Origin of the sequence: Burkholderia arboris (genome assembly GCF_902499125.1) — a bacterium.
In the GTDB taxonomy this organism is placed as follows: domain Bacteria; phylum Pseudomonadota; class Gammaproteobacteria; order Burkholderiales; family Burkholderiaceae; genus Burkholderia; species Burkholderia arboris.
In genome coordinates, this window is record NZ_CABVPX010000007.1 from 19,867 (window position 1) to 39,987 (window position 20,121).

The following is a 20,121-nucleotide window of genomic DNA, read 5'->3' on the forward strand; positions in this document are numbered from 1 at the left end:
GGGCACCGCGGCGCGGGGTCGTTCAAGCGACTGCCGTGTCGGTGGCTTCCACGGCTGCGGGCGCCGTAGCAGCCGCGCCCGCCAGCCGCCGGTAACGCGCGAGCGCCCACAGCGGGAAGTACGCGGTATAGCCGTGATACTTCAGGTAGAAGATGCGCGGGAAACCCGGCGCATTGTGCGAGCGGTGCCACCAGAAGCCGTCTTCCTGCTGCACCGACTGCAGATACGCGATGCCGCGCTTCACCGAATCGGATTCGCAATCGCCGAACGCCATCTGCGCGAGCAGTGCCCACGCGGTGAAGTTCGACGTGCTTTCGCCGCCGTTCGTGCCGCCCAGCTTCGGGTCGATATAGCTGTCGTTCGTTTCGCCCCAGCCGCCGTCCGCGTGCTGCCGCGCGCGCAGCCATTCGATCGCGCGCGCAATGTACGGCTGCGACTTGTCCTCGCCGGCGAGCGCGAGGCCGGCCAGCACGCTCCACGTGCCGTAGATGTAGTTCGTCCCCCAGCGGCCCCACCAGCTGCCGTCGGGCTGCTGCGTGCGCTTCACGTACTCGATGCAGCGCGCGAGCGATGCGCGGTCTTCCGCGCGTTTCGTCACGCCGAAGCACAGCAGCACGCGGCCCGATACGTCTTCGGTCGGCGGATCGAGCAGCGCGCCGTGATCGGCGAACGGGATCGCGTTCAAGTACAGGCGGTCGCAATCGGCATCGAATGCCGCGAAGCCGCCGTTGCGCGATTGCAGCCCGCGCATCCAGTCGAGCGCGCGCGCGACACGCCGCGCATGCGGGTTCGTACCGTCCGTGTTGCGATGCGTGCGGCCGCGGCGATCGAGCATCGCGGTGACGACCGCCGTGTCGTCGATGTCGGGGTAGTACGGGTTCGCATACTGGAACGCCCAGCCGCCCGGCTCGACGTCGGCCGGTGCGTTCTCGATCCAGTCGCCGCGCAGGTCGTTGACCTGGCGCACGGCCAGCCAGTCGTACGCGCGTGCGATGCGTTCATCGAGTTCGCGCAGCGCGCCCGACGCTGTGTCGTCGCCTTCCGGCGCCGCGACGCCGCGTGCCTGTTCGAGCGCCATCGTGCTCCACGCCGTGTCCCACACCGGCGACAGGCACGGCTGGCAATACATGCTGCCGTCCGGCCGCGTGACCAGCAGCTTCTCCAGCGCGTTTTCGCAATCGCGCCGCAGCGGATGGTCGTCCGGGTAGCCGAGCACCTGCATCATCTGGTAGCCGTAGACGATCGGCGGGAAGATGCCGCCGAGCCCGTCCTCGCCGTTCATGCGTTCCGCGCACCACGCTTCCGCATGCCGGATCGCGCGCTGTCGCAGGCCTTTCGGCATCAGCGGCTCGATATGGCGCACCGTGCGGTCGAGCGCGAGGAATACCTTGCGCATGCCGCTCGCGGGGGGGAAGTACTGGCGTTCCTCGTCCGGCGGCGTGACGAACAGCTCGCGGATCGAGATGTTGCGCGGATTGCGCGCACGCGCCTTCAGTGAGCACAGCACCAGCAGCGGCACCATCGTCGTGCGTGCCCAGTACGCGACCTTGTACATCGAGATCGGCACCCACTTCGGGAACAGCACGAATTCGATCGGCATGAACGGCGCCGCGCGCCACGGCACCTGGCCGAACGTCGCGAGCAGGATGCGCGTGAACACGTTCGCGCGCGCCGCGCCGCCGAGCTTCAGGATGGCATCGCGCGCGCGAACCATGTGCGGCGCGTGTTCGCTGTCGCCGGCCGCCTTCAGCGCGAAGTACGCCTTCACGCTGCACGACACGTCCGGCGCACCGTCGACGTACAGATCCCAGGCGCCATGCGTGCCGAGCCGCTGGGTCGCGCGCAGGTAACGCGCCATCTTCTCCTGGCGCACGTCGTCGATCTTGTCCATGAAATGCATCATCAGGATGTATTCCGCGGTGATCGTCGCGTCGGATTCGAGTTCGAAACACCAGCTGCCGTCGGGCTGCTGAAGACGCACGAGCGCGTCGCGTCCACGGGCGATTGCGGTGTCGAGCGCGGACCAGGGAGAAGGGGCGGGTTTAGTCATGCGGCGGATCATACCATCCAGCCGGAATGTTTATACCGAGACGCCGGGTGCTACCATCCGCACCATGAAAAAACGCCTCGAACCCGCGCCGCACGACGTGTCCGCGCCTGTCGAACCGGCTGGAACGGCCGGTGCACGGGCGTCCGAAGGATCACCGGCGCCGGCCGCCGCCGTCGCCGGTGTGCGTCGGAAAAAAGCGCCGGATCAGGTGCGGGCGCAGTTGCTGGCGGCTGCGTCGGAAATCGCGACACATCACGGCGTGGCCGGGCTCACGCTCGATGCGGTGGCCGAGCGCGCCGGCGTGACGAAAGGCGCGCTGCAGTATCACTTCGCGAACAAGCAGGGGTTGCTGGATGCGCTGTTCGGGCAGGCGACCGAGCGCTTCGGCGCGCAGATGGCCGCGCGAATGGCGGCGGATTCAGGCGGCGACGGCGCGGCGGCGCGTGCTTATCTGCATGCGGTGCTCGATGCGGCCAATCCGGCCGCGAGTACCGACGTGCTGCGCGTGCTGGTCGCATCGATGATTACCGAGCAGGACACGCGCGAGCGATGGTCGGTGCCGATGCGCGAATGGACGCGGCCCGATCCCGTGCCGCTCGCGCAGGCCGCGACGCTGATGATCTGCCGGCTCGCCGCCGACGGGCTGTGGATTTCGGAATTGCTCGACAGCATCGAGGTATCGGCCGAATTGCGCGCGGAGATCGTTCGGCAGCTCGACTCGATGAGCAAGGGTGTGTTTCCGCGGTAACGCACGGCAGGGGTTTTGTATCATCGGAAGCCGGAATTCAAGTAAGGCAGGCGTAGGACCGTGCGCGGATGCGGGCCGCGACCGCCTGACGACAAGACCGCGAACCCATTGCCGGAGAGAGCATGGTGCAGGTATTCGATGGCCGGATGACCAATCCGGAAACCATTTCGCCGACGGAGATCGCGCATGCCTGCGAGCAGCACGGGCGGGTGGTTGTCCAGTTCAGCAAGCCCGACGCCTACGGCCCGGACATCCTGCAATCGCTGAACGAGGCTTGCCGGCTGGCCGGGGATCGGCTCCAGGTCCGTTTCTACGGTCACTACCAGACGTCGTTCGATGCGGCCGTGCTGCGCCAATTGCCTGAAACACGCGACCTGTCGGTCGATTGCCTGACCGAGATCGTCCATGAAGAGGAAATCGGCGGGCTGCCGGGGTTGAAACGGCTGGGCTTCGGTGTGTTCAATCTGAACCGGCCGGATTTCCTCGACACGATCGAACTGGGCCGGCTCGAGCGGCTGATGCTGTCGGAAAACGAAAAGCGAAACATCGACCTGTCGCCGCTGGCGAAATGCGGATCGTTGACCGAACTCTTCGTCCAGGGCCATGCCAAGGGCATCGACGCGATTGCGAGCTTGCCCGGGTTGCGCAAGCTGACGCTCAGTTGCTATGCGAAAAAGTATCCGCTCGGCTTCATCCAGGCGAGCCCGGGCCTGAAGGAAATGACGTTGCTCCTGGGCGGTCGCGACAATCTCGACGATCTGTCGAGCCCCACCATCGAACTGCTGCAGGTCCTTCGTGTGCGCGGGCTGTCCACGATGGGTGACCTGTCGCGCTTGCCGTCGCTTTCCGCGCTGCGCATCGAGGATCAGCTGCAGCTGTCGACGCTGGATCTGTCCGGCGCAAGGCTGGAACGGCTGTCGCTGTTCAATTGCAAGAAGCTGGCCACACTGGTCGGGCTGGATGAGCAGGACAGGCTGCGGGAGTTTCGCGCGCTGGAGGTGGCGCTCGACCTCAATGCGTTGCGCGATCGCGATTGGTCGCCGGTTGCGCGTTCTGTCAGGCTGTTTTCGGGCAGCAGGAAGTGGAACGAAGATGCCACGGTTCGGCTGGCTGCGCGCGGGTTGGGGGAGGAGGGTAGCCTTTGGCCGTGATCGGTGCGGGGCGATGATTGTGTGAGTGCCGGCTTTGCGTGCGCAGCGCGTTGAAGCCTGTTGCGTCGAACTTGCTTGCGCCGGATTGGGCAGTTGATTATTCTGAGGCACATGAACCGACCGTCTACCCATTCGATTATTTGCGCCGCACTTTTGCCGGCGGGGTAGCCATCGACTGAACGTTTGTCATCACAACCCGCCCGGAAGGCGGGTTTTTGCTTTCTGGGCTATCCACGGAGCGCCTGGATATGCAGACCGAGAGTTCACTTCACGCTGTGCCATCGAGCGACGCGGCGTTGCTCCACATGGTATGCGGCAAGATCGCGTCGGGGAAGTCGACGCTCACCGCGAGGCTCGCGAGCGAACAGCGGACCGTACTGCTCAGTGAGGACGTGTGGCTCGCCCGGCTCTATCCGGGGGAGATTCTGTCGGTCGATGATTATGTTCGATGTGCTAAGCGCGTCAAGGATGTGATCGGGGATCACGTCTGCGCCTTACTGCGGGCGGGGGTTTCGGTGGTGCTCGATTTTCCGTTCAATACCGTGGCGGCGCGTGCTTGGGGGCTTGGGGTTTCGAAGGCCGCCGGCCGTGATCATCGGCTTCATTTCCTCGATGTTGGCGATGCGGTTTGCAAAGCACGGCTGCACGCGCGCAATGCGCGAGGGGAGCATCCGTTTCAGGCGTCGGAGGCGGAGTTCGAGTTGATTACCCGGTACTTCGTTGCGCCGGGTGGGGAGGAGGGGTTGAATGTCGTGGTTCATGACGAAGCGGGGATCGTCGATGCGTAGGGCTCGAGCGGACCTTCCGGGGGAGCGTCGAGTATGCTGTCGCTCGTTGCTTCGGCCGGTTTCGGACCGCCTGTCGTCTGTTGCTGGCGCAAGTGAGTGACTGCTGCCGACCCTGAACGGCCCTTTAGATTCATCCAAAGCGGCCAATCGTTGTGACCTGCAGCGGGATTTTGTAGCCACGCTCGATGAGTATCTTGGCCTCGGCGCGACTGCGGAATCATTCCCGATTTAATCGCTTCTCCCACAGCGTACCGTTGGAACCTTCAACGGAGTCGTTCTGCCAAGGGCGGCAAGAACGGACACAGTGTGTACGATCTGGTCTTCAAGAAAACCATCCAAGGAGAGTGGAATGAATCCGGAACAGGCCCGAGCCGAAGAAACCCAGGCGATGGAGCGCATGGTGGCCGCCACGCTGCGCGTGCAGAGTACGTTCGCCTCGATGCAGAAGCAATTTCCGCCGCAAGGCAGCGGCGAGCCTTCGCCGTTCGCGCTGCAAACCTTCGATGCCGCCCTGCAGGAACTTGAAGACGCACAGGCCGCGTTCGATGCGCTGCTGAACGATCTGATCGACGGTAACCGCTAAAGGCTAAGCCCTTACCTTATCTGCACCGATTGTCGACGATCTAAAAAGCTGTGTCGAACGGCCGTTTGTGGCCGGCTGCCGCCCGATGTAGCCGGCCGTGGTTGACCGGCGGCCGACGTCTGCGAGCGGCGACCTCTGATCCCTTTCAGTCTCCCGGTTTCCCGTAAAGCGACCATTCGGCAGCGCGGGCTTCAAGTCCGCGCAGCGTGTACCATGCACGTTCTCACACATACGGCGGTTCGCGATGAAAAGCATCCTGGTCGCTTCAGGTCGTGCCAAGCTCGCAACGGAAGTGTTCGGAAGCGGGGAACCGATTGTATTTTTGCACGCCCGGGTCGCCGATCGCAGGATGTGGAGCCAGCAGATGCACGCAATCGGCGAAAGCAACCAAGCTATCGCCTATGACCGACGCGGATTTGGCGAAACGGTTGCCGCGGCAGAGGACCACTCTGCCGTTGAAGATTTGATCGCCGTTCTCCAATTGGTGGCAGGTGGATCTCCTGCGATAGTCGTTGCCTGCTCTCAGGGTGGAGGCATCGCTCTCGACGCAGCTCTTCGGTATCCGTCGTATGTTCGCGGACTCGTTCTTGTCGCGCCGAGTGTGACAGGTGCGCCAAAAATGACTCATGCAGCGCGGGTTGAAGATCTGATCACCCGTTTGGCGGCGGCAGAAGCGAGGAGAGATATTGACGAGGCCGTCACAATTCGAACCAGGCTCTGGCTTGATGGTCCGTTTCAACCTGAGGGGCGTGTGACGGGTGAAGCTCGCAAACTGTTTGACGAGATGAACGTTGCCGCTCTCGGTTTGCCGCCGACGGGCATGAACACGGATGCACCGATCGCTTACGCACGGTTGAGGGAGCTATTTGTACCGACGCTGGTAATGTGTGGGGATCTGGACCTCCCCGGAATTCAGGAGCGAAGTCGTTACGTCGCGGCAAACGTATCCCGCGGGACGTTCCATCAGGTATCAGGAACCGCACATTTGCCGTCCCTCGAACGGCCTCAGGAGCTTACGGGCGTGATCGCGGGGTTCATCAATCAATGTAAAGCTCTGCAGTAGCGGGGGACGCGAAGCAGTCGTGAGGATTTTCCGGTGGCGCATGAAGTGATCGTCGACGATCCAAACGGTGTCATCGAGTGTCCCCTCCTGGCCGCGCCCTGACGCAGGGGCACGCAAACTGTCGCGAGCTCTTGTTGTCCATGCACTGTCTCCCGGTCATGCAGCATCGCCACATTGGGGAGCCTCTTTCCGTTTGAGCCGGCGGATTCGGAAAGTCTGCGGGCAAGCTATCCGAAAACCCGAGCCCATACGGCCCGAAGGCGTCGCGCGCGATCTTCGAGGAGATAGGAGGCCATCAGCGTCAGGAGACCTGAAATTGCACCGGTCACGATGTGCTCGACATAGGGGATACGATAGTGACTCGTGTGCGAGTAGGCGTCGCCCAACGTTGTCAGGGCGCCCACGACCAGCGCATTGCCGTATCGATGCGCGTAGAGTTTCGCCGCAGGCGTGAAAGTCAAAAGCACAGCCAGGAGTCCAGTAAGCAGACCTGTATGAAGTGCAATAGTCCAGTGGGCAAGGCTCATGATATTGCCCCAGCTCCCCGGCATGCAGGTCATGCACGCACTGGTCGGCTGCCAGAAACGCTGGATAAACAGTCTGACGCGGTGTTTCCACTCGGTTGACATGATGCATTCCCATCGATGCCGTCGTCACGGCCGACGCCGCCACACCTATCGTCGAAGCAGTTCGCCAACCCTTTGACGAGCTTGCCGCCCTGGTCAAAGGGTTGGCTGTGCGCCGTACAGTCCGAGCAATAGCCTGGATATGGGGGAATACTACTCCACGATCAGACGGCCGCTGTTTCGGACGAGACCTGAATTCAATGCTTGCGCCTGTCGATGCAGTTTCGTCCGTGACGGGCATCGAACGATACGCTTCGGCGCGAAGGCGACGTTCGGCATCGACGGGTTGAATCCGCAACCCAACGCTGCCGTCCATACCCTAGGCGAACTCGATCAACCCGAGTGTCGACTGACCGCTCATCGACGCTTGCCGCCGGATCCAGGCAGCTCAGTCGACCCGAAGCACGCGTCGCAGACTACCGAGAGCCGTCACGCCCCGTTGTGATTCAATCTTCTTCGAATCCTTCGGCGTCACGCGAACTTCCCGAAGTCGACGTCCTCCTTCACGAACTTCCCCGTCAACAGAAGCGCCCGCTCGATGTCCGCGACGATGGGCGAGTTGTTGACGGAAGCCGTGACGAATAATCCCCAGATATCGTCGTCGATTTCATAGTCGCCGCGAGCATACGTCCAATAGCTGAAATAGCGGTCCTGAGACCACGCGACCCGCGGGTTATCGAGGCCGTCAGGATGAGGGACCTGAACGGAATGCAGCGCGCTTTTCAGGATCGCAGCGACGTTGGGAAAGCCGGCGGCACGATGGTCTTCGAGTATCTCGACCAGCAGCTCGCTCCCGTGATACACCGGCCGAACCTGGAATCGAATCAGGTCGGTCATCGCTCGTTTTCCCGTTCCGAAGGCGCGTGGCAAGCATGCCGACCGGCAGCCGATTCCCGAACGAACACCGAAATAGCCTCCACCACACCGTCTGCCAGAGGAAGGCTCGGGGCCGAATACGCGGCAAGGTTTTCGTCCCGAGCCTCCGTATGCACGGTCTTGAGCACATGATTGGCATGAGCGATAACCGCCAGCCGCGCGCGTGGATTTGCGTCCTTTAAAAGTTGCGCATCCTGCAGCCCGACCTGAATATCCCGCGCGCCCTGAACGATCAGCACCGGCTTCGTACAACCCGCCAGGAGCGCCACCGGATCGACGGCCAATTCGCTCATCAGAAACCGCTGAACCTGCGGCCTGAACAACGGCATCAGCGCCGGGTCGATCCGGGCCGCATCCACCGTCTTTCCGGCTTCGAGCGATTCGAGTATCGACATGGCGTTGCCGAGAACAGGGGCATTCGCGGGGTTCGACTGCAGTTGCTGCGTCAATACTTGCCCGAGCGGCCGTCCTGCCGAAGACACCAGGATCAAACCGCAGATGTCGACGGCTTGCCGTGCCGCCGACAACGCGACCCAGCCACCCTCGCTATGCCCCAGCACCCAGACGCAGGACGCACCGGTCTGCGTCCGGATGGCCGTCACCCACGAGCGGACGTCCGCCGCATAGTCGTCGATCGTGACGTCATTCGCATCCGCTATCGCCGACGCGCTACCGTACATGCCGCGCTTGTCGATTCGAACCGACGCGATACCGTTGGCGAGCAATCCTTCGGCAAGCATCCGGTAGGTCGATGCCTGAATGCCGTATGGATTGTTGCCGTTCCGGTCGGTCAGGCCCGATCCCGGCACGATCAGCACCACGGGCACATCGCCCGCGGCCGGAGATAACAGCGTGCCGCTCAGGGGGCCGCCCGGCCCCGGGGCTTCGATGTCTGTCTGCATCATGTGTAAAGGACTTCCCGAATGAAGGGCTGCCGCGGTGGTGACATGGCCGAGAATCGCCATCGCCATGCTTCCGGACGCCCGGTTGTCCTGCAACGACCACCCGGCGAGGCATCAAGGCGCCGACCCGCGCGCCTCGCCAAGCACCCATTCCGCAAACGCCTGTGCAGGCCCCGCGCTCAATTCGATCGGCTCGGGGAGCACGAGGCAGAAGTTCTTGGTCACCGCTTTGCCGTCGGGCCAGGGCGCGACCAGACGACCTTGTTCCAGCTCCGTCCCGATGTAAAGGCGCGGCACCAGCGCCACCCCCAGGCCGGCCAGCGCCGCCTCGATCAGCATCGAATGGAGATCGTAACGCGGGCCGACGGCCGAATTGGTGAGCACGATGCCGGTCTCCTGCGCATAGCTCTGCCACGCGTCCGGATTCTGCCGCCGGTGAAGGCGCGGCAATTCATCCAGCGACGGGTTCGCGCCAACGCCCTCGAGGAGCGCCGGGCTGCAGACGGGCACCAGCACTTCCTCCAGCAGGCGGTGGAGATGCATGCCGGTCCATGCCGGATGCTCGAAATGAATGGCCGCGTCGAAACCGCTGCCGGCCAGGAGGAAGGGTTCCATCCGCTCGGCGATATGCACGGTGATGTTCGGATGCCGATCCTGAAAGCGCTTCAGCCGGGGGATCAGCCAGCGGGTGGCGAAGGTCGGAATCGCGGCGATGTCGATACTCGCGCCTTCGACGGGCTGGCCCATGAGATACAGGCTGTCCCGTTCCAGCCGATCCAGAATCTCGCGCACCTGCACCGCGTATCGGGTGCCGTTGGGGGCAAGCCGCACCCGGTTCCCGACGCGCTCGAACAGCGTCACACCCAGAAACGCCTCCAGCCGGCCGATCTGGCGGCTGACGGCGCCTTCGGTGCGTGCCAGCTCGTCGGCGGCACGGGCGAAGCTGCCGTGCCGGGCAGCCGCCTCGAAGGCCAGGAGCGCGGAATTGCTCGGGATCTTGCGTCGCATCGGGGGGCTCGTCGGTTGGAGCGCGTTCGACATCAGCTTGAGCAAATATCACTGAAGGCTGACTTTAAGTCGATATATACGCGGGAAGCAGCAGATTAGCATTACGTCACTGCACTGAACATCCAGGTTCACGGAGCAGGATGCTCATCCGTCACGAAGGACAATCCGATGATCTACACCGTGGAATGCAGCTTCGCCGACCCCGGCAGCGAAGCCGAATGGAACGACTTCTACAGCCTTGAAAAGCTGCCGGCCCTCATCTCGGTGACGGGCTTTCATACGTCGCAACGTTTCAAATCGATCGGCGACGGCTGCCCCGTTTATCTGGCCGTCCACACGGTCGACGGTCCCGACGTGCTGGCCGGGGATGAATATCGCCAGAAAGGCGGCGGCAATTTCGCACGGTGGCAGCAGCACATCACCGACTGGCACCGCAATCTCTACAGCGATATCGGTCTTGCGCCGGCGGTCGCGGCCGACGAACTTCTCGTGCTGAGTGCAAGCGGGCCCGATCCGCTGATCGGGATGGGCCTGAACCCGCTGGCCATGCAGGCCGTTGCGCTGGAGCAGGTTCCGGCGCACCGTTGGCTCGCCGTGCTGCCGCGGCGTGACGCCTGGCTCGTCGAGAACGCGCCGGCAGACCTTTACCTTTATGCACCGATGACGGAGCAACTGACAAAGGAGGGGCGCGATGCCCAACGTGACTTTCCATATTGATGCGGAACGCATGCCGTCCGACGAGCACCTCGCGGGGCTGTCCGGCGACTGCATCGAACTCTGTACGGATGTTCTTCAGGCAGACCTCGGGAACGTCCACATCATTTATGTGAGCGTCCGGCACGGACACGGGCATCCCGTTTTCGCGGAAGTCCAGTATCGTGCGGAGTCGTTTCGCCCGCCTGCGGTCATGAACGCGTTCATGGAAGCGCTGGATCACGCCATCGCCCGCCGCACGGGCCTGACGGCGCGCATCCGTTGCTTCGGCCATGCCGCGCCGAACATTCACGCCCGGAACTAGCCGGCCAGGAGACGCACCGTGTCCACCGTTACCTTTCCCGGTCAGCAAGTCGGGGATTTCACGATCACCGCGATAAGCGACGGCTACCTCACGGCCAGCCTCGACTTCCTGTCGAATATCGACGCATCCGAGGCTTCCAGGATGCAGCGCGACGCAGGGCAGAACGAACCCTCTGCAGTGCATATCAACTGCTACGTGGTGCGCGGCAAGGGCCGCACCATGCTCATCGATGCCGGGGCCGGCGGCATCAAGCAATGGGGCGGCCGCCTGCGGGACAATTTACGGCTTGCCGGCATCGAACCTGCGGCGATCGACACCATCCTGCTGACACACGCCCATCCCGACCATGTCGGCGGGCTGGTGGATGCCGCCGGGCACGTGGCGTTTCCGAATGCGGAGCTGGTTGCGCATCGACGGGAGGTCGAATTCTGGCGGGACGACGGAAATCTGAGCCGTGCCAGCGAGCGGGCACGCGGCAACTTCCTGATCGCGCGTCAGGCATTCGACGGCTACCGCGACGTGCTCCGGACGTTCGATGAAGGGGACGTGCTGCCGGGGATCCGCGCGATGCCGTTACCGGGACACACCGACGGGCACACCGGGTATGTCATCGAATCCGGCGATCAGGGCCTGCTGGTGTGGGGCGATATCGTGCATTTTCCGCACGTCCAGATCAAACGGCCGGACGTATCGATTGCATTCGATCAGGATGCGTCCCGGGCAGCGGCCACGCGATCGCGGTTGCTGGACTGGATCAGCACGGATGGGCTGATGATTGCCGGCATGCATCTGGGAGAGGCCGGTTTCGCGCGAATCCGGCGGACGAAGGGCGAATACGGTCTGTTTTACGAAACCGGGGCGTGAGGCCGCACGCCCCTTTCCAGGCTGTCTTCCACGGAGGAGAATCCATTCGGAAATCTCGTCGGAGGTCGCACACCATGGCCCCATTCCAGCCCGATGGATGGCATACCGTCACGCCCCGCATCGTCGTGCCGGATCCGGAAAACCTGATCGCCTTCATCCGCACGGTGTTTCACGCACAGGGCGAATTCCGGGCCGGCTTGCCTGCCGAGATCCGGATCGGCGATTCCGTCGTGATGATCAGCGGCGGCGCCGGCCTGCGCGATCCGATGCCGGCGTTTCTATACGTGTATGTCGAGGATACCGATTCGACCTATCGGCGCGCGATTGCGGCGCAAGCGCTTTCACTGGAAGCGCCCGCCGACATGCCGTACGGCGACAGGCGGGCGATGGTCAAGGATGCGTGGGGAAACGTTTGGCAGATCGCCACGCACCAGCGCGACCTGTCGGCCGACGAGATTCGCGCCAGGCTCGGCGACGGCGGGTAGCCGCGCTGCTTCTCCCCCCATCTGTCGCAATCGTCAAGATTCGCGTCGCGTGCAGGTAAAACCTGCCCGTTCCCGCTGCCGTTAACCCGTTCGCAGCCCCCGCGCCGCGTGTTGCGACACGGCGCGCATCGTTCGTGATCCGGCATCCATATCCGCCGCTGGCCGTGCGTGGCCAGCCCAAGGGAACGTCATGCGAAAACAACTCACAATCCGTGGTGGACTCGTTGCGACCATCGCCGGCTATACCGTGCTGCTCGTGCTGGTGGTCGGCGCATGCATCGCGGCCCTCTATCTGGGCAACGGTTCGCTCGAGGCGATGTACCGCGACGACACCGCGTCGCTGCTGCACCTGAAAACCAGCTCCGAGCGGATGCTCGTGCTGCGCGAACGCATGAGCGACGTCGCGCAGGTCATCAGTGCGGGCCAGTCCGCGAAGGACGAAGTCGCGCAGCTCCACACGCTCCTCAAGCAGAGCAACGACGAACTGGACGCCTACGCGCGCCTGCATGCGCGCGACGCGGACGAACAGGCGCTGTTCGACACGCTGCAGAGCCGTCGTCGCGCGCTGCTTGACCGCGTGTTCCTGAAGGCGCTGTCGCAACTGGACGGCGACGATGGATTCAACTTCCTCGACACGCAACGCACCGCGCCGCCTGCGTTGTTCGCCGCCTACCAGGCGGCGATCGACGCGCTCGAATCGTTCCAGGTCACGCGTCAGAAGGCCCGCTACGATACGGCCGGCGTGCATTTCCACCGGATCGTATGGGGGATGGGGGCGGTCGCGGCGCTGGCGCTCGTCGTCGGCTTCGTCGCGCAGCGCGTGCTCGCGAAGGCGATCATCGAGCCGATCAATCTCGCGGTCGGCCAGTTCGAAAAAATCTCGAAAGGTGACCTGACCGGAACCGTCGTCATCCCGGGTGAAAACGAAATGGCCTATCTGCTGAATGCGTTGAGGCGGATGCAGGACGGCCTCGTCGATACCGTGAGCCAGGTGCGGGCGAGCACCGAGACGATCGTCGGCGACGTACGCACGATCGCGAGCGGCAACGTCGACCTGTCCGCGCGCACCGAGCAGCAGGCCGTGTCGCTGCAGCAGGCGGCCGCGAGCGTCGAGCAACTGACGGCGGCCGTGCGCCAGAATGCGGACAACGCGCGCGATGCGCGTACGTACGTCGAAGGCGCGGCCGGCATTGCGGCGCGCGGCGGCGACGCGATGCAGCGCGTGGTCGAGACGATGTCCGAGATTTCGACCAGCTCCGCGCGCATCTCCGGCATCGTCGGCGTGATCGAAAGCATTGCGTTCCAGACGAACATCCTCGCGTTGAACGCGGCAGTCGAAGCCGCACGCGCGGGCGAGCAGGGGCGCGGTTTCGCGGTCGTCGCGACGGAGGTTCGCGGCCTCGCGCAGCGCTGTGCCTCGGCGGCGAAGGAAATCCGCGACCTGATCGGCAATTCCGCGCGGCGCGTCGAAGACGGCAGCGGTCTCGTCGCGCTGGCCGGCTCGGCGATGGCCGAGCTCGTCGCCGCGGTCGAGCGTGTCAACGCGATCATGAGCGAAACCAGCCAGGCCTTCGAGGAGCAATCGTCGGGCATCGAGCAGGTGAACGCCGCAGTGATCCAGATGGAGCAGACGATGCAACGCAATGCCGCGCTGGTCGAGGAGGCGGCCGCCGCGGCGCTGTCGCTGGACGAACAGGGCGCGCGACTGAGCGCGGCGGTCGCGCAGTTCCGTCTGCGTGACGGGGCCGTCGTGTAACGCCGGGCCGTGTCACCGTCCCGGGTTGGGCGCCGCCGCCGTGAGCGGCTTACTGCGCCGCGTCAAGCAATTCATAGTCGAAGCTGTACGAATGCCGGCCGTTGTCGATGTGGATGATCATCGAACCGGAAAGCCCCAGCAATTCGCCCGTCCCGGAATCGGGCACGACGGTGATCGACTGCTGCGGCTGCCCGCGCGTCATGGTGGAGCTGTGCTGCAGGACGAAGCTGCCGTTGCGCCCGCCGAGCGCACCCTGGACGGTTTCCATCGCCACGTAGCCGGCAGAGCCCTGGACACTGCTTCGAAACGCGAGCATCTCGCCGTGGCTGACGGCTTCCAGGTTGCCGTGAAATTGCTTGTCGAGCGACATGCGGCCGAGCCCGCTGCTTTCCGCGACGGCGCTCAGGGATTCCGGATTCAGCTTCACTTCGAACGGACCGCTGGCCTGCAGTTTCATGAGCGCTCTCCTCGTTGAATGGGCACTCCGCACTATAAGCCAACGGGGTTCAACTGGCGGTAACGGTTTGTGCGGTGCGCCGGCAGCGAGGTGCCGGATTCGACCTGAGGGATAATCGCCTTCCCGTCTTTGACCTCCCGCACCCGTGACGCCCCCTGCATTCGCCCCCTTTCAGGAACTGGCCACCACCTTGCTGGCTCACTGGCACGACGCCCATGGCGACGGTGCTCACGACACGTCGCATCTGCAGCGCGTGTGGAAGAACGCCGCCGCGATCCAGGCCGCGGAAGGCGGCGATGCCGAAGTACTGTGTGCGGCGACGGTGCTGCACGACTGTGTGGCCGTCGAGAAAAATTCCCCGCTGCGCGCGCAGGCATCGCGGCTGTCGGCGGGCAAGGCGCGCGAGGTGCTGAAGGCGCTCGACTGGCCGGACGCGAAGATCGATGCCGTCGCGCATGCGGTCGAGGCGCACAGTTTTTCGGCCTGCATCGTGCCGAGGACGCTCGAAGCCAGGGTGTTGCAGGATGCCGACCGGCTCGATGCAATCGGCATGGTGGGTGTCGCACGCTGCTTTTATGTCGCGGGACGGATGGGCAGCGCGCTGTACGACCCGGCCGATCCGCACGCATCGGAACGGGCGCTCGACGACGCGCGATTCGCGATCGACCACTTCCGCACGAAGTTGCTGACGCTGGCGACCGGGTTCCAGACCGTCACCGGGACGCGCATGGCGATCATGCGTCGCGACCGGTTGCAGCGCTTTCTCGACGAGTTTTCCGACGAGATCTGAATGGGCGGGGGGCGATGGGTGCTGCAGCTTTCATTGGGTGCGCTGGTCACGGACTGGCGGCTGTCCGGAGAAGCAAGCCGTTAAATTGCTTGCGCGGCCGCTTGACGGTGAGATTCTTTGCGGCCACGTATTGCGGTTCCCCGAGTCGCAACGGGAAAGCGCGCCGGACATCGGAGATTCCTTCCGGGCTCATCCAGCAGACGATGGCACCTGGTAAGCCGCACATCATGTTATTTAACATTTAACATCGTAATATTTTTGAAAATTTCTGGTAATCTTCGCCGGCATAGTGCCAGGGCAGCGCTGGCGGCGAGGTTTGAAGTCGACCACTTCGTTTTGCGATCCTTGTCGACACGCTTGCACTTGCATTGATCGGGTTTTGAAGAAAAATGAAATCCTGATTAATCTGTAAAACTAATTAAATGAGAGCGTGTGTCCACTTTCGGGGGAAGGGAATCGTGATTTCGTTCAGACAGGGATTCTGGTTGGGGTGCTGCCTGGTGTTTGCCACGTCCGTGGCCGGTTGTGGCGGTGACGGCGGGCCGGGCAATCCGGATGTGTCGCACATGAGTGGCAGTGCCGTTGCGTCTCCCGCCGGTCTTTCCTATCCCGTGCCGTCGGCCGTATATTCGCCGGGCGAAAAGATCACGCCGAACATCCCGTCCAGCAGTGGCGGTCCGATCTCAACATACAGCGTATCGCCGGCGCTTCCAGACGGACTCGTCCTGGATCAACAGACCGGCGTGGTGAACGGCGCGCCCGTCGCGGCCACGCCGAGCGCAATTTACACGGTGACGGGCAGCAACGCTCAGGGAAGCGTCACTGCGCGGCTGCAGATCGAGGTCAAGGCGATAACGGCCGCTCCTGCGACGCTTGCCTACCAGAATCCATTCATGATCTTCACTGCCGGACAAGCTGTCACGGGCATCGTACCTGCCACGTCTGGCGGCAGGATCACGCAATTCACGATATCGCCGGCATTGCCCGGCGGGCTCGTGCTCGATCCCGTGACGGGGGAGATCGGCGGAACGCCGGCAACCGTCTCGGGCCCCGTGTCTTACAGGGTAACCGGCAGCAACAGTGCGGGCAACGTGACGGCGCAAGTCACACTTGAGGTGCGTGCGGCAATTGCACCGCCGATGCATCTGGAGTACTTGAGTCGAACCGTCTCTTATACGGTCGGTCAGGTGATCACACCGAATTTGCCGCAATCGACCGGCGGCAACATTGCGCGGTACGCGGTATCCCCGGCATTGCCGACAGGGCTCAGTCTGAATGCGCAGACGGGCGCGATCAGCGGGACGCCGGCGAACGCCCAGGTTCCGACGGCCTATGTTGTTTCGGGAAGCAATAGTGCAGGCACGGTGCAGGCGCCACTCGAAATTTCCGTGATCCCTGCGGCGAGCGGTGAATGGTTGCCGGGCGGTAATCTTTTTGAGGGGCGAGCGTCGCATACTGCAACGTTGCTGTCCAATGGCGAAGTTCTGGTAACGGGTGGGTCGGGACTGAGCGGCATACTCAGCTCTGCAGAACGATTCAACCCGGCCAACGGCGTATGGGCGCGTGCGGGGAAAATGCAGACTGCTCGTACGGAGCACACCGCAACCAGGCTGGACAATGGAAGCGTGCTGGTTGCCGGCGGCAGGTATGTGACAGGTGGTGAAACGACTCGCACGTCGGAGCTGTACGATCCGGCAACCGGAGTGTGGACGCCGGTCGGCAACATGAAGCGCGGACGGCACCTGGCGACATCGACGCTGATGCCGGACGGCAGGGTGCTGGTCGTCGGCGGTATCGAGGAAGGCGATTTCGGTACCTTCGTTGCCGAGGCAGAGTTGTTCGACCCGGTCAGCCGGACATGGACGACGGCCGGTAGCCTGAACATCGCACGTGCGCATCACATCGCAACGCTCCTGCCTGGAGGAAAAGTGCTGGTGGCCGGCGGAAGCAGTACGGCGGGTGTCACGGCCACGGCCGAGATTTATGACGCGCCCAGCGGTAAATGGACATTGGTTCGCGACATGCACGTGCAGCGATCCACGCCGACCGCAACGATGCTGTCAACCGGCAAGGTGCTGGTGGTTGGAGGAAACAGTTCGTCGCTCACGGCCGAACAGTACGACCCGGTCACCGGAGTCTGGACGCTGACGGGACCGATGGTCATGCCACGCCGCGATTCCCAGACCACACGTCTTCCGGACGGGCGCGTCGTCGTCACGGGCAACTATGACGCCAGCTACGAAGGGAACGGAACGTCGGCGGAAGTGTTCGATCCGGCAACAGGAAACTGGGCTGCAATTGCCAATATGAGCGATCCGCGATCCATGCATACGGCTACGCTGTTGAACGATGGCTCCGTGCTGGTTGCCGGCAGTTACCATCACACCAGAACTTACTCGTCGTCTGAACGATTCCGTTGATTCGGGAGGCACGCCGCGCGCTGATCGCGCGGCTGCTTCGGATATTCGCGATGCGTCGGGCGCCGGCAATCTGCTGCGTTGCGATCCGCCGTCGTCAGCCAATCACGTTGCGTACCGGAAGATTGCGACTGCGCTGCGTGCGGCAGGTGCCCGAAACGATCCAGGCCTGACAGACGCCGCGCTCTCAAGAGCGGGCAGCCGTGTCGTCGCTGCGCCGGCAAAGGCCTCGACGCATTACGTCAATCGCCGCCCGATCGATAAAGCGCCTTCATCTGCGACAACTCGTCGATGAATTGATCCTTCAGCGCCTGCGGCCCGAGGATCTTCACGTGCGCGCCGTACCCCAGCAGCTTGCGCGCGCCGTGCTCGATCGATTCGATCGGCATCAGGAACGCTTTCCATCCTGGCGGCACCGCTGCGTTGCCTGCATCCGGCGAAACCGGCGCGGCGTTGACCCGCTCGTTGGCCAGCCAGGTTTCGCCGCGCGGCGATACTGCGATATGGGCGGTCAGCCGGTGGAGGTCGGCTTCGTACCGGCTCATCGCGTCACGCCAGTGCGTGGCCAGATCGAACCGGGCGGGGCGCTTGAAACGGCGGCGCGTTGCGTCGAGTTCGAGAATGTTCGCCAGCCGGAAGGTGAGCGCGCCGGGCTTGCCGGCCACCCGGGCAATCAGGTACCACGCGCCGCCCTTGAGCACGAGGCCGAGCGGCTCGAGCGCACGGCGGGATACGCCGCGCCAGCTCTGGTATGTCACGTCGATTCGATACGCGCCCCACACCGCATCGGCGACTTCGCGCAGAAATTCGGGCGTCTCCTGCGCGCGGTACCAGTCGACGGTATCGATATGCAGCCGGCTGGCGACGCGGTCGGCCTGCTCGCGCGAGCCCGGCGGCAGGCTCGCCATCATTTTCAACCGCGCGGAGGCCGCCATGCCGTCGAGGCCGAGTTCGCCCGCCGGACCGGGCAGGCCCGCGAGAATCAGCGCATGCGCTTCGTGCTCGGTGAGCCCCGTGAGATCGGTGCTCCAGCCGTCGCGTAGCTGAAATCCGCCGTTGCGGCCGCGATCGCCCCAGATCGGCACGCCGGCCGTGGAGAGCTGGTCGATATCGCGCAGGATCGTGCGCTCGGACACTTCCAGCGCTTCGGCCAGCGCAGGCGCGGTCATCCGGCCGCGCGCTTGCAGCATCATCAGGATCGACAACAGGCGGCTCGCTTTCATTCACAGCACGTTACTCCAAATACATGACATCAGGTGTCATGTTTTCAGGCTTATGCTTTGCCGCATCCCCGATCCGTTCCATCGAAGCGAAGGACAAACCATGAAGATCCTGTCAGGACCGCTGAGCATGTTCGGCGCCAAGGTCGAGATTGCGGCGCACGAGAAGGGCATCGATTTCGAGCGGGCGATGGTGCCGTTCAGTCAGCAGCGCGGCTACGAACCCAGGCATCCGGACGTATTGCGCATCAACCCGAAGCGCCAGGTGCCGGTGCTGATCGACGGCGAGCTGGAGATTTTCGATTCCACGCAAATCTTCGAGTATTTCGAGGATCTGAAACCGGCGCCCGCATTGTGGCCGGCGCGTCCGGCGGCGCGCGCCGTTGCGCGTCAGCTCGAACACGGCAGCGACGAAGTGTATTTTCCGCACATCGTCCGGCTGATGGGGCTGGAAGACGCGCCGGACGATCCGGCGGCACAGGCCGCGCGTGCCGCAGCGGCGCAATACTACCGGCGCATGGAGCACGTGCTCGCGGATCGCGAATTTCTCGCCGAAACCTACTCCTTTGCCGATATCGCGTTCTACATGGCGCAGTTGTTCGGCGCGCGCAAAGGCGCGCCGATGACCGGTGAGACCCCCAACCTGCTCGCGTGGCGTGAGCGGATGACGGCGCGTCCCGCCGTGCGCAAGGTGGCCGGTGCGATGGCGGCGTACCTGGCGTCGATCGGGGAAGCGGTTCCCGATTTTCTTCGTGAAACCTGTTAGCCGTGTTCGCCGGCCATGCAGGGCGGCCTTCAACCTGCGTCCCGGGCTGAAGGCTGCGCCGGCATGCGCAGCGTTCAGCTGCGGATGAACGCGGGCAAATCGGCGTTGATCGTGTCGGCGCGGGGCGTGGGCATGCCGTGCGGGAAGCCCGCATGGACCTTCGGCGTGCTGTTCCTCGCCAGCTTCGCCGGCAGGAAACCGGATCGGCGTACGGAAAGATCGGGCCGTCGTCGCCATGCATCGCGAGAACGCGAATCGTGGTGCTTTTCAGGTCGTCGGTGAAGGCGGTCTGCGAGAACGTGACGATGCCGTCACGGTGCGTCCTGGCGATGCCCATCATGCCTTGCCGCCACCCGTACCGGATGACACCTTGCGACGATGTCGCGCCTTCGCGATTGGGCATGGTGTCGATCCGTGGCAAGGGGCGCCGCACGGCGGCCACATGATCCGGCGCCGGCCGCCGGAACGCCGCGCAGGCGAAGTCCGACATGTTCCTCTATTCGTCGCCTTGACCTTAAAGTTGACTTAAAGCTTAGAGTGCTGCTGACGACAG

At 63.8% G+C, this 20,121-nt stretch carries 20 protein-coding genes and 1 pseudogene; 13 read left to right on the forward strand and 8 right to left on the reverse strand.

Going from position 1 to position 20,121, the window contains the following annotated elements:
- Nucleotides 1-22: 22 nt before the first annotated feature.
- A complete protein-coding gene (shc, locus tag BLA15945_RS10555; RefSeq protein ID WP_174992279.1) occupies nt 23-2,062 on the reverse strand; it encodes a squalene--hopene cyclase in 2,040 nt (679 codons plus the stop codon).
- A gap of 52 nt (nt 2,063-2,114) precedes the next feature.
- Here shc and BLA15945_RS10560 point away from each other — a divergent pair, with 52 nt between their 5' ends.
- The 5 genes from BLA15945_RS10560 to BLA15945_RS10580 all read left to right on the forward strand — a co-directional run bounded on the left by BLA15945_RS10560 (nt 2,115) and on the right by BLA15945_RS10580 (nt 6,383).
- Nucleotides 2,115-2,798: a TetR/AcrR family transcriptional regulator gene (locus tag BLA15945_RS10560; RefSeq protein ID WP_174992280.1), complete on the forward strand. Its 684-nt coding sequence runs from the start codon at nt 2,115-2,117 to the stop codon at nt 2,796-2,798.
- A 122-nt stretch (nt 2,799-2,920) separates the two neighbouring features.
- The gene (locus BLA15945_RS10565; protein ID WP_174992281.1) at nt 2,921-3,949 is read left to right on the forward strand and encodes a leucine-rich repeat domain-containing protein; all 1,029 of its coding nucleotides are present in this window, start codon (nt 2,921-2,923) and stop codon (nt 3,947-3,949) included.
- A 248-nt stretch (nt 3,950-4,197) separates the two neighbouring features.
- Nucleotides 4,198-4,737, forward strand: a complete 540-nt coding sequence (locus BLA15945_RS10570; protein ID WP_174992282.1) for an AAA family ATPase — start codon at nt 4,198-4,200, stop codon at nt 4,735-4,737.
- Nucleotides 4,738-5,086: 349 nt separating this feature from the next.
- Complete coding sequence (locus BLA15945_RS10575) at nt 5,087-5,320, forward strand: hypothetical protein (protein WP_011549124.1); 234 nt, start codon at nt 5,087-5,089, stop codon at nt 5,318-5,320.
- A gap of 244 nt (nt 5,321-5,564) precedes the next feature.
- Nucleotides 5,565-6,383 (forward strand): alpha/beta fold hydrolase, encoded by an 819-nt coding sequence (locus tag BLA15945_RS10580; protein WP_174992283.1) that lies wholly within the window; start codon nt 5,565-5,567, stop codon nt 6,381-6,383.
- A 227-nt stretch (nt 6,384-6,610) separates the two neighbouring features.
- Here the strand turns inward: BLA15945_RS10580 and BLA15945_RS10585 are convergent, their stop codons facing one another.
- The 4 genes from BLA15945_RS10585 to BLA15945_RS10600 all read right to left on the reverse strand — a co-directional run bounded on the left by BLA15945_RS10585 (nt 6,611) and on the right by BLA15945_RS10600 (nt 9,795).
- Nucleotides 6,611-7,012, reverse strand: a complete 402-nt coding sequence (locus BLA15945_RS10585; protein WP_174992284.1) for a hypothetical protein — start codon at nt 7,010-7,012, stop codon at nt 6,611-6,613.
- A gap of 468 nt (nt 7,013-7,480) precedes the next feature.
- The gene (locus BLA15945_RS10590; protein ID WP_174992285.1) at nt 7,481-7,846 is read right to left on the reverse strand and encodes a hypothetical protein; all 366 of its coding nucleotides are present in this window, start codon (nt 7,844-7,846) and stop codon (nt 7,481-7,483) included.
- Entirely contained in the window at nt 7,843-8,790 is a 948-nt protein-coding gene (locus tag BLA15945_RS10595; RefSeq protein WP_174992409.1) for an alpha/beta hydrolase, read from the reverse strand. The genes BLA15945_RS10590 and BLA15945_RS10595 overlap by 4 nt, the downstream gene beginning before the upstream one ends.
- Nucleotides 8,791-8,901: 111 nt before the next feature.
- On the reverse strand, nt 8,902-9,795 hold the full coding sequence (locus tag BLA15945_RS10600) for a LysR substrate-binding domain-containing protein (RefSeq protein ID WP_059242410.1): 894 nt from the start codon (nt 9,793-9,795) through the stop codon (nt 8,902-8,904).
- A gap of 168 nt (nt 9,796-9,963) precedes the next feature.
- Here BLA15945_RS10600 and BLA15945_RS10605 point away from each other — a divergent pair, with 168 nt between their 5' ends.
- The 5 genes from BLA15945_RS10605 (at nt 9,964) to BLA15945_RS10625 (ending at nt 13,918) form a co-directional block, all read left to right on the forward strand.
- Nucleotides 9,964-10,512, forward strand: coding sequence for a sugar ABC transporter (locus tag BLA15945_RS10605; protein ID WP_174992286.1), 549 nt, complete (start codon nt 9,964-9,966; stop codon nt 10,510-10,512).
- The gene (locus tag BLA15945_RS10610) at nt 10,487-10,813 is read left to right on the forward strand and encodes a hypothetical protein (protein ID WP_059241275.1); all 327 of its coding nucleotides are present in this window, start codon (nt 10,487-10,489) and stop codon (nt 10,811-10,813) included. The genes BLA15945_RS10605 and BLA15945_RS10610 overlap by 26 nt, the downstream gene beginning before the upstream one ends.
- An 18-nt stretch (nt 10,814-10,831) precedes the next feature.
- Nucleotides 10,832-11,677 (forward strand): MBL fold metallo-hydrolase, encoded by an 846-nt coding sequence (locus BLA15945_RS10615; protein ID WP_174992287.1) that lies wholly within the window; start codon nt 10,832-10,834, stop codon nt 11,675-11,677.
- Nucleotides 11,674-12,162, forward strand: coding sequence for a VOC family protein (locus tag BLA15945_RS10620; protein ID WP_226196065.1), 489 nt, complete (start codon nt 11,674-11,676; stop codon nt 12,160-12,162). The genes BLA15945_RS10615 and BLA15945_RS10620 overlap by 4 nt, the downstream gene beginning before the upstream one ends.
- Before the next feature lie 190 nt (nt 12,163-12,352).
- Nucleotides 12,353-13,918, forward strand: a complete 1,566-nt coding sequence (locus BLA15945_RS10625) for a methyl-accepting chemotaxis protein (RefSeq protein WP_174992288.1) — start codon at nt 12,353-12,355, stop codon at nt 13,916-13,918.
- A 49-nt stretch (nt 13,919-13,967) separates the two neighbouring features.
- On the opposite strand, the gene BLA15945_RS10630 is transcribed toward BLA15945_RS10625, so the two are convergent.
- On the reverse strand, nt 13,968-14,375 hold the full coding sequence (locus BLA15945_RS10630; RefSeq protein ID WP_174992289.1) for a DUF3224 domain-containing protein: 408 nt from the start codon (nt 14,373-14,375) through the stop codon (nt 13,968-13,970).
- Between the two features lie 145 nt (nt 14,376-14,520).
- Here BLA15945_RS10630 and BLA15945_RS10635 point away from each other — a divergent pair, with 145 nt between their 5' ends.
- Nucleotides 14,521-15,165 carry an HD domain-containing protein gene (locus BLA15945_RS10635; RefSeq protein ID WP_059241280.1) on the forward strand — a complete coding sequence of 215 codons (645 nt, stop codon included), beginning with the start codon at nt 14,521-14,523 and terminating at the stop codon, nt 15,163-15,165.
- Nucleotides 15,166-15,623: 458 nt separating this feature from the next.
- The gene (locus tag BLA15945_RS10640; RefSeq protein WP_174992290.1) at nt 15,624-17,585 is read left to right on the forward strand and encodes a Kelch repeat-containing protein; all 1,962 of its coding nucleotides are present in this window, start codon (nt 15,624-15,626) and stop codon (nt 17,583-17,585) included.
- Between the two features lie 239 nt (nt 17,586-17,824).
- Here the strand turns inward: BLA15945_RS10640 and BLA15945_RS10645 are convergent, their stop codons facing one another.
- A complete protein-coding gene (locus BLA15945_RS10645) occupies nt 17,825-18,751 on the reverse strand; it encodes a helix-turn-helix transcriptional regulator (RefSeq protein WP_233464179.1) in 927 nt (308 codons plus the stop codon).
- Between the two features lie 154 nt (nt 18,752-18,905).
- Here BLA15945_RS10645 and BLA15945_RS10650 point away from each other — a divergent pair, with 154 nt between their 5' ends.
- A complete protein-coding gene (locus tag BLA15945_RS10650; RefSeq protein ID WP_174992292.1) occupies nt 18,906-19,568 on the forward strand; it encodes a glutathione S-transferase family protein in 663 nt (220 codons plus the stop codon).
- 74 nt (nt 19,569-19,642) lie between these two features.
- Here BLA15945_RS10650 and BLA15945_RS37630 read toward each other — a convergent pair.
- Nucleotides 19,643-19,965, reverse strand: a pseudogene (locus BLA15945_RS37630) (alpha/beta fold hydrolase); the annotation flags it as partial.
- Between the last annotated feature and the right edge of the window lie 156 nt (nt 19,966-20,121).

Bases quoted from the DNA above. Each gene is read 5' to 3' on its own strand.
- shc (WP_174992279.1), bottom strand. From the start codon at position 2,062: ATGATCCGCCGCATGACTAAACCCGCCCCTTCTCCCTGGTCCGCGCTC.
- BLA15945_RS10560 (WP_174992280.1), top strand. From the start codon at position 2,115: ATGAAAAAACGCCTCGAACCCGCGCCGCACGACGTGTCCGCGCCTGTC.
- BLA15945_RS10565 (WP_174992281.1), top strand. From the start codon at position 2,921: ATGGTGCAGGTATTCGATGGCCGGATGACCAATCCGGAAACCATTTCG.
- BLA15945_RS10570 (WP_174992282.1), top strand. From the start codon at position 4,198: ATGCAGACCGAGAGTTCACTTCACGCTGTGCCATCGAGCGACGCGGCG.
- BLA15945_RS10575 (WP_011549124.1), top strand. From the start codon at position 5,087: ATGAATCCGGAACAGGCCCGAGCCGAAGAAACCCAGGCGATGGAGCGC.
- BLA15945_RS10580 (WP_174992283.1), top strand. From the start codon at position 5,565: ATGAAAAGCATCCTGGTCGCTTCAGGTCGTGCCAAGCTCGCAACGGAA.
- BLA15945_RS10585 (WP_174992284.1), bottom strand. From the start codon at position 7,012: ATGTCAACCGAGTGGAAACACCGCGTCAGACTGTTTATCCAGCGTTTC.
- BLA15945_RS10590 (WP_174992285.1), bottom strand. From the start codon at position 7,846: ATGACCGACCTGATTCGATTCCAGGTTCGGCCGGTGTATCACGGGAGC.
- BLA15945_RS10595 (WP_174992409.1), bottom strand. From the start codon at position 8,790: ATGATGCAGACAGACATCGAAGCCCCGGGGCCGGGCGGCCCCCTGAGC.
- BLA15945_RS10600 (WP_059242410.1), bottom strand. From the start codon at position 9,795: ATGCGACGCAAGATCCCGAGCAATTCCGCGCTCCTGGCCTTCGAGGCG.
- BLA15945_RS10605 (WP_174992286.1), top strand. From the start codon at position 9,964: ATGATCTACACCGTGGAATGCAGCTTCGCCGACCCCGGCAGCGAAGCC.
- BLA15945_RS10610 (WP_059241275.1), top strand. From the start codon at position 10,487: ATGCCCAACGTGACTTTCCATATTGATGCGGAACGCATGCCGTCCGAC.
- BLA15945_RS10625 (WP_174992288.1), top strand. From the start codon at position 12,353: ATGCGAAAACAACTCACAATCCGTGGTGGACTCGTTGCGACCATCGCC.
- BLA15945_RS10630 (WP_174992289.1), bottom strand. From the start codon at position 14,375: ATGAAACTGCAGGCCAGCGGTCCGTTCGAAGTGAAGCTGAATCCGGAA.
- BLA15945_RS10645 (WP_233464179.1), bottom strand. From the start codon at position 18,751: ATGACCGCGCCTGCGCTGGCCGAAGCGCTGGAAGTGTCCGAGCGCACG.
- BLA15945_RS10650 (WP_174992292.1), top strand. From the start codon at position 18,906: ATGAAGATCCTGTCAGGACCGCTGAGCATGTTCGGCGCCAAGGTCGAG.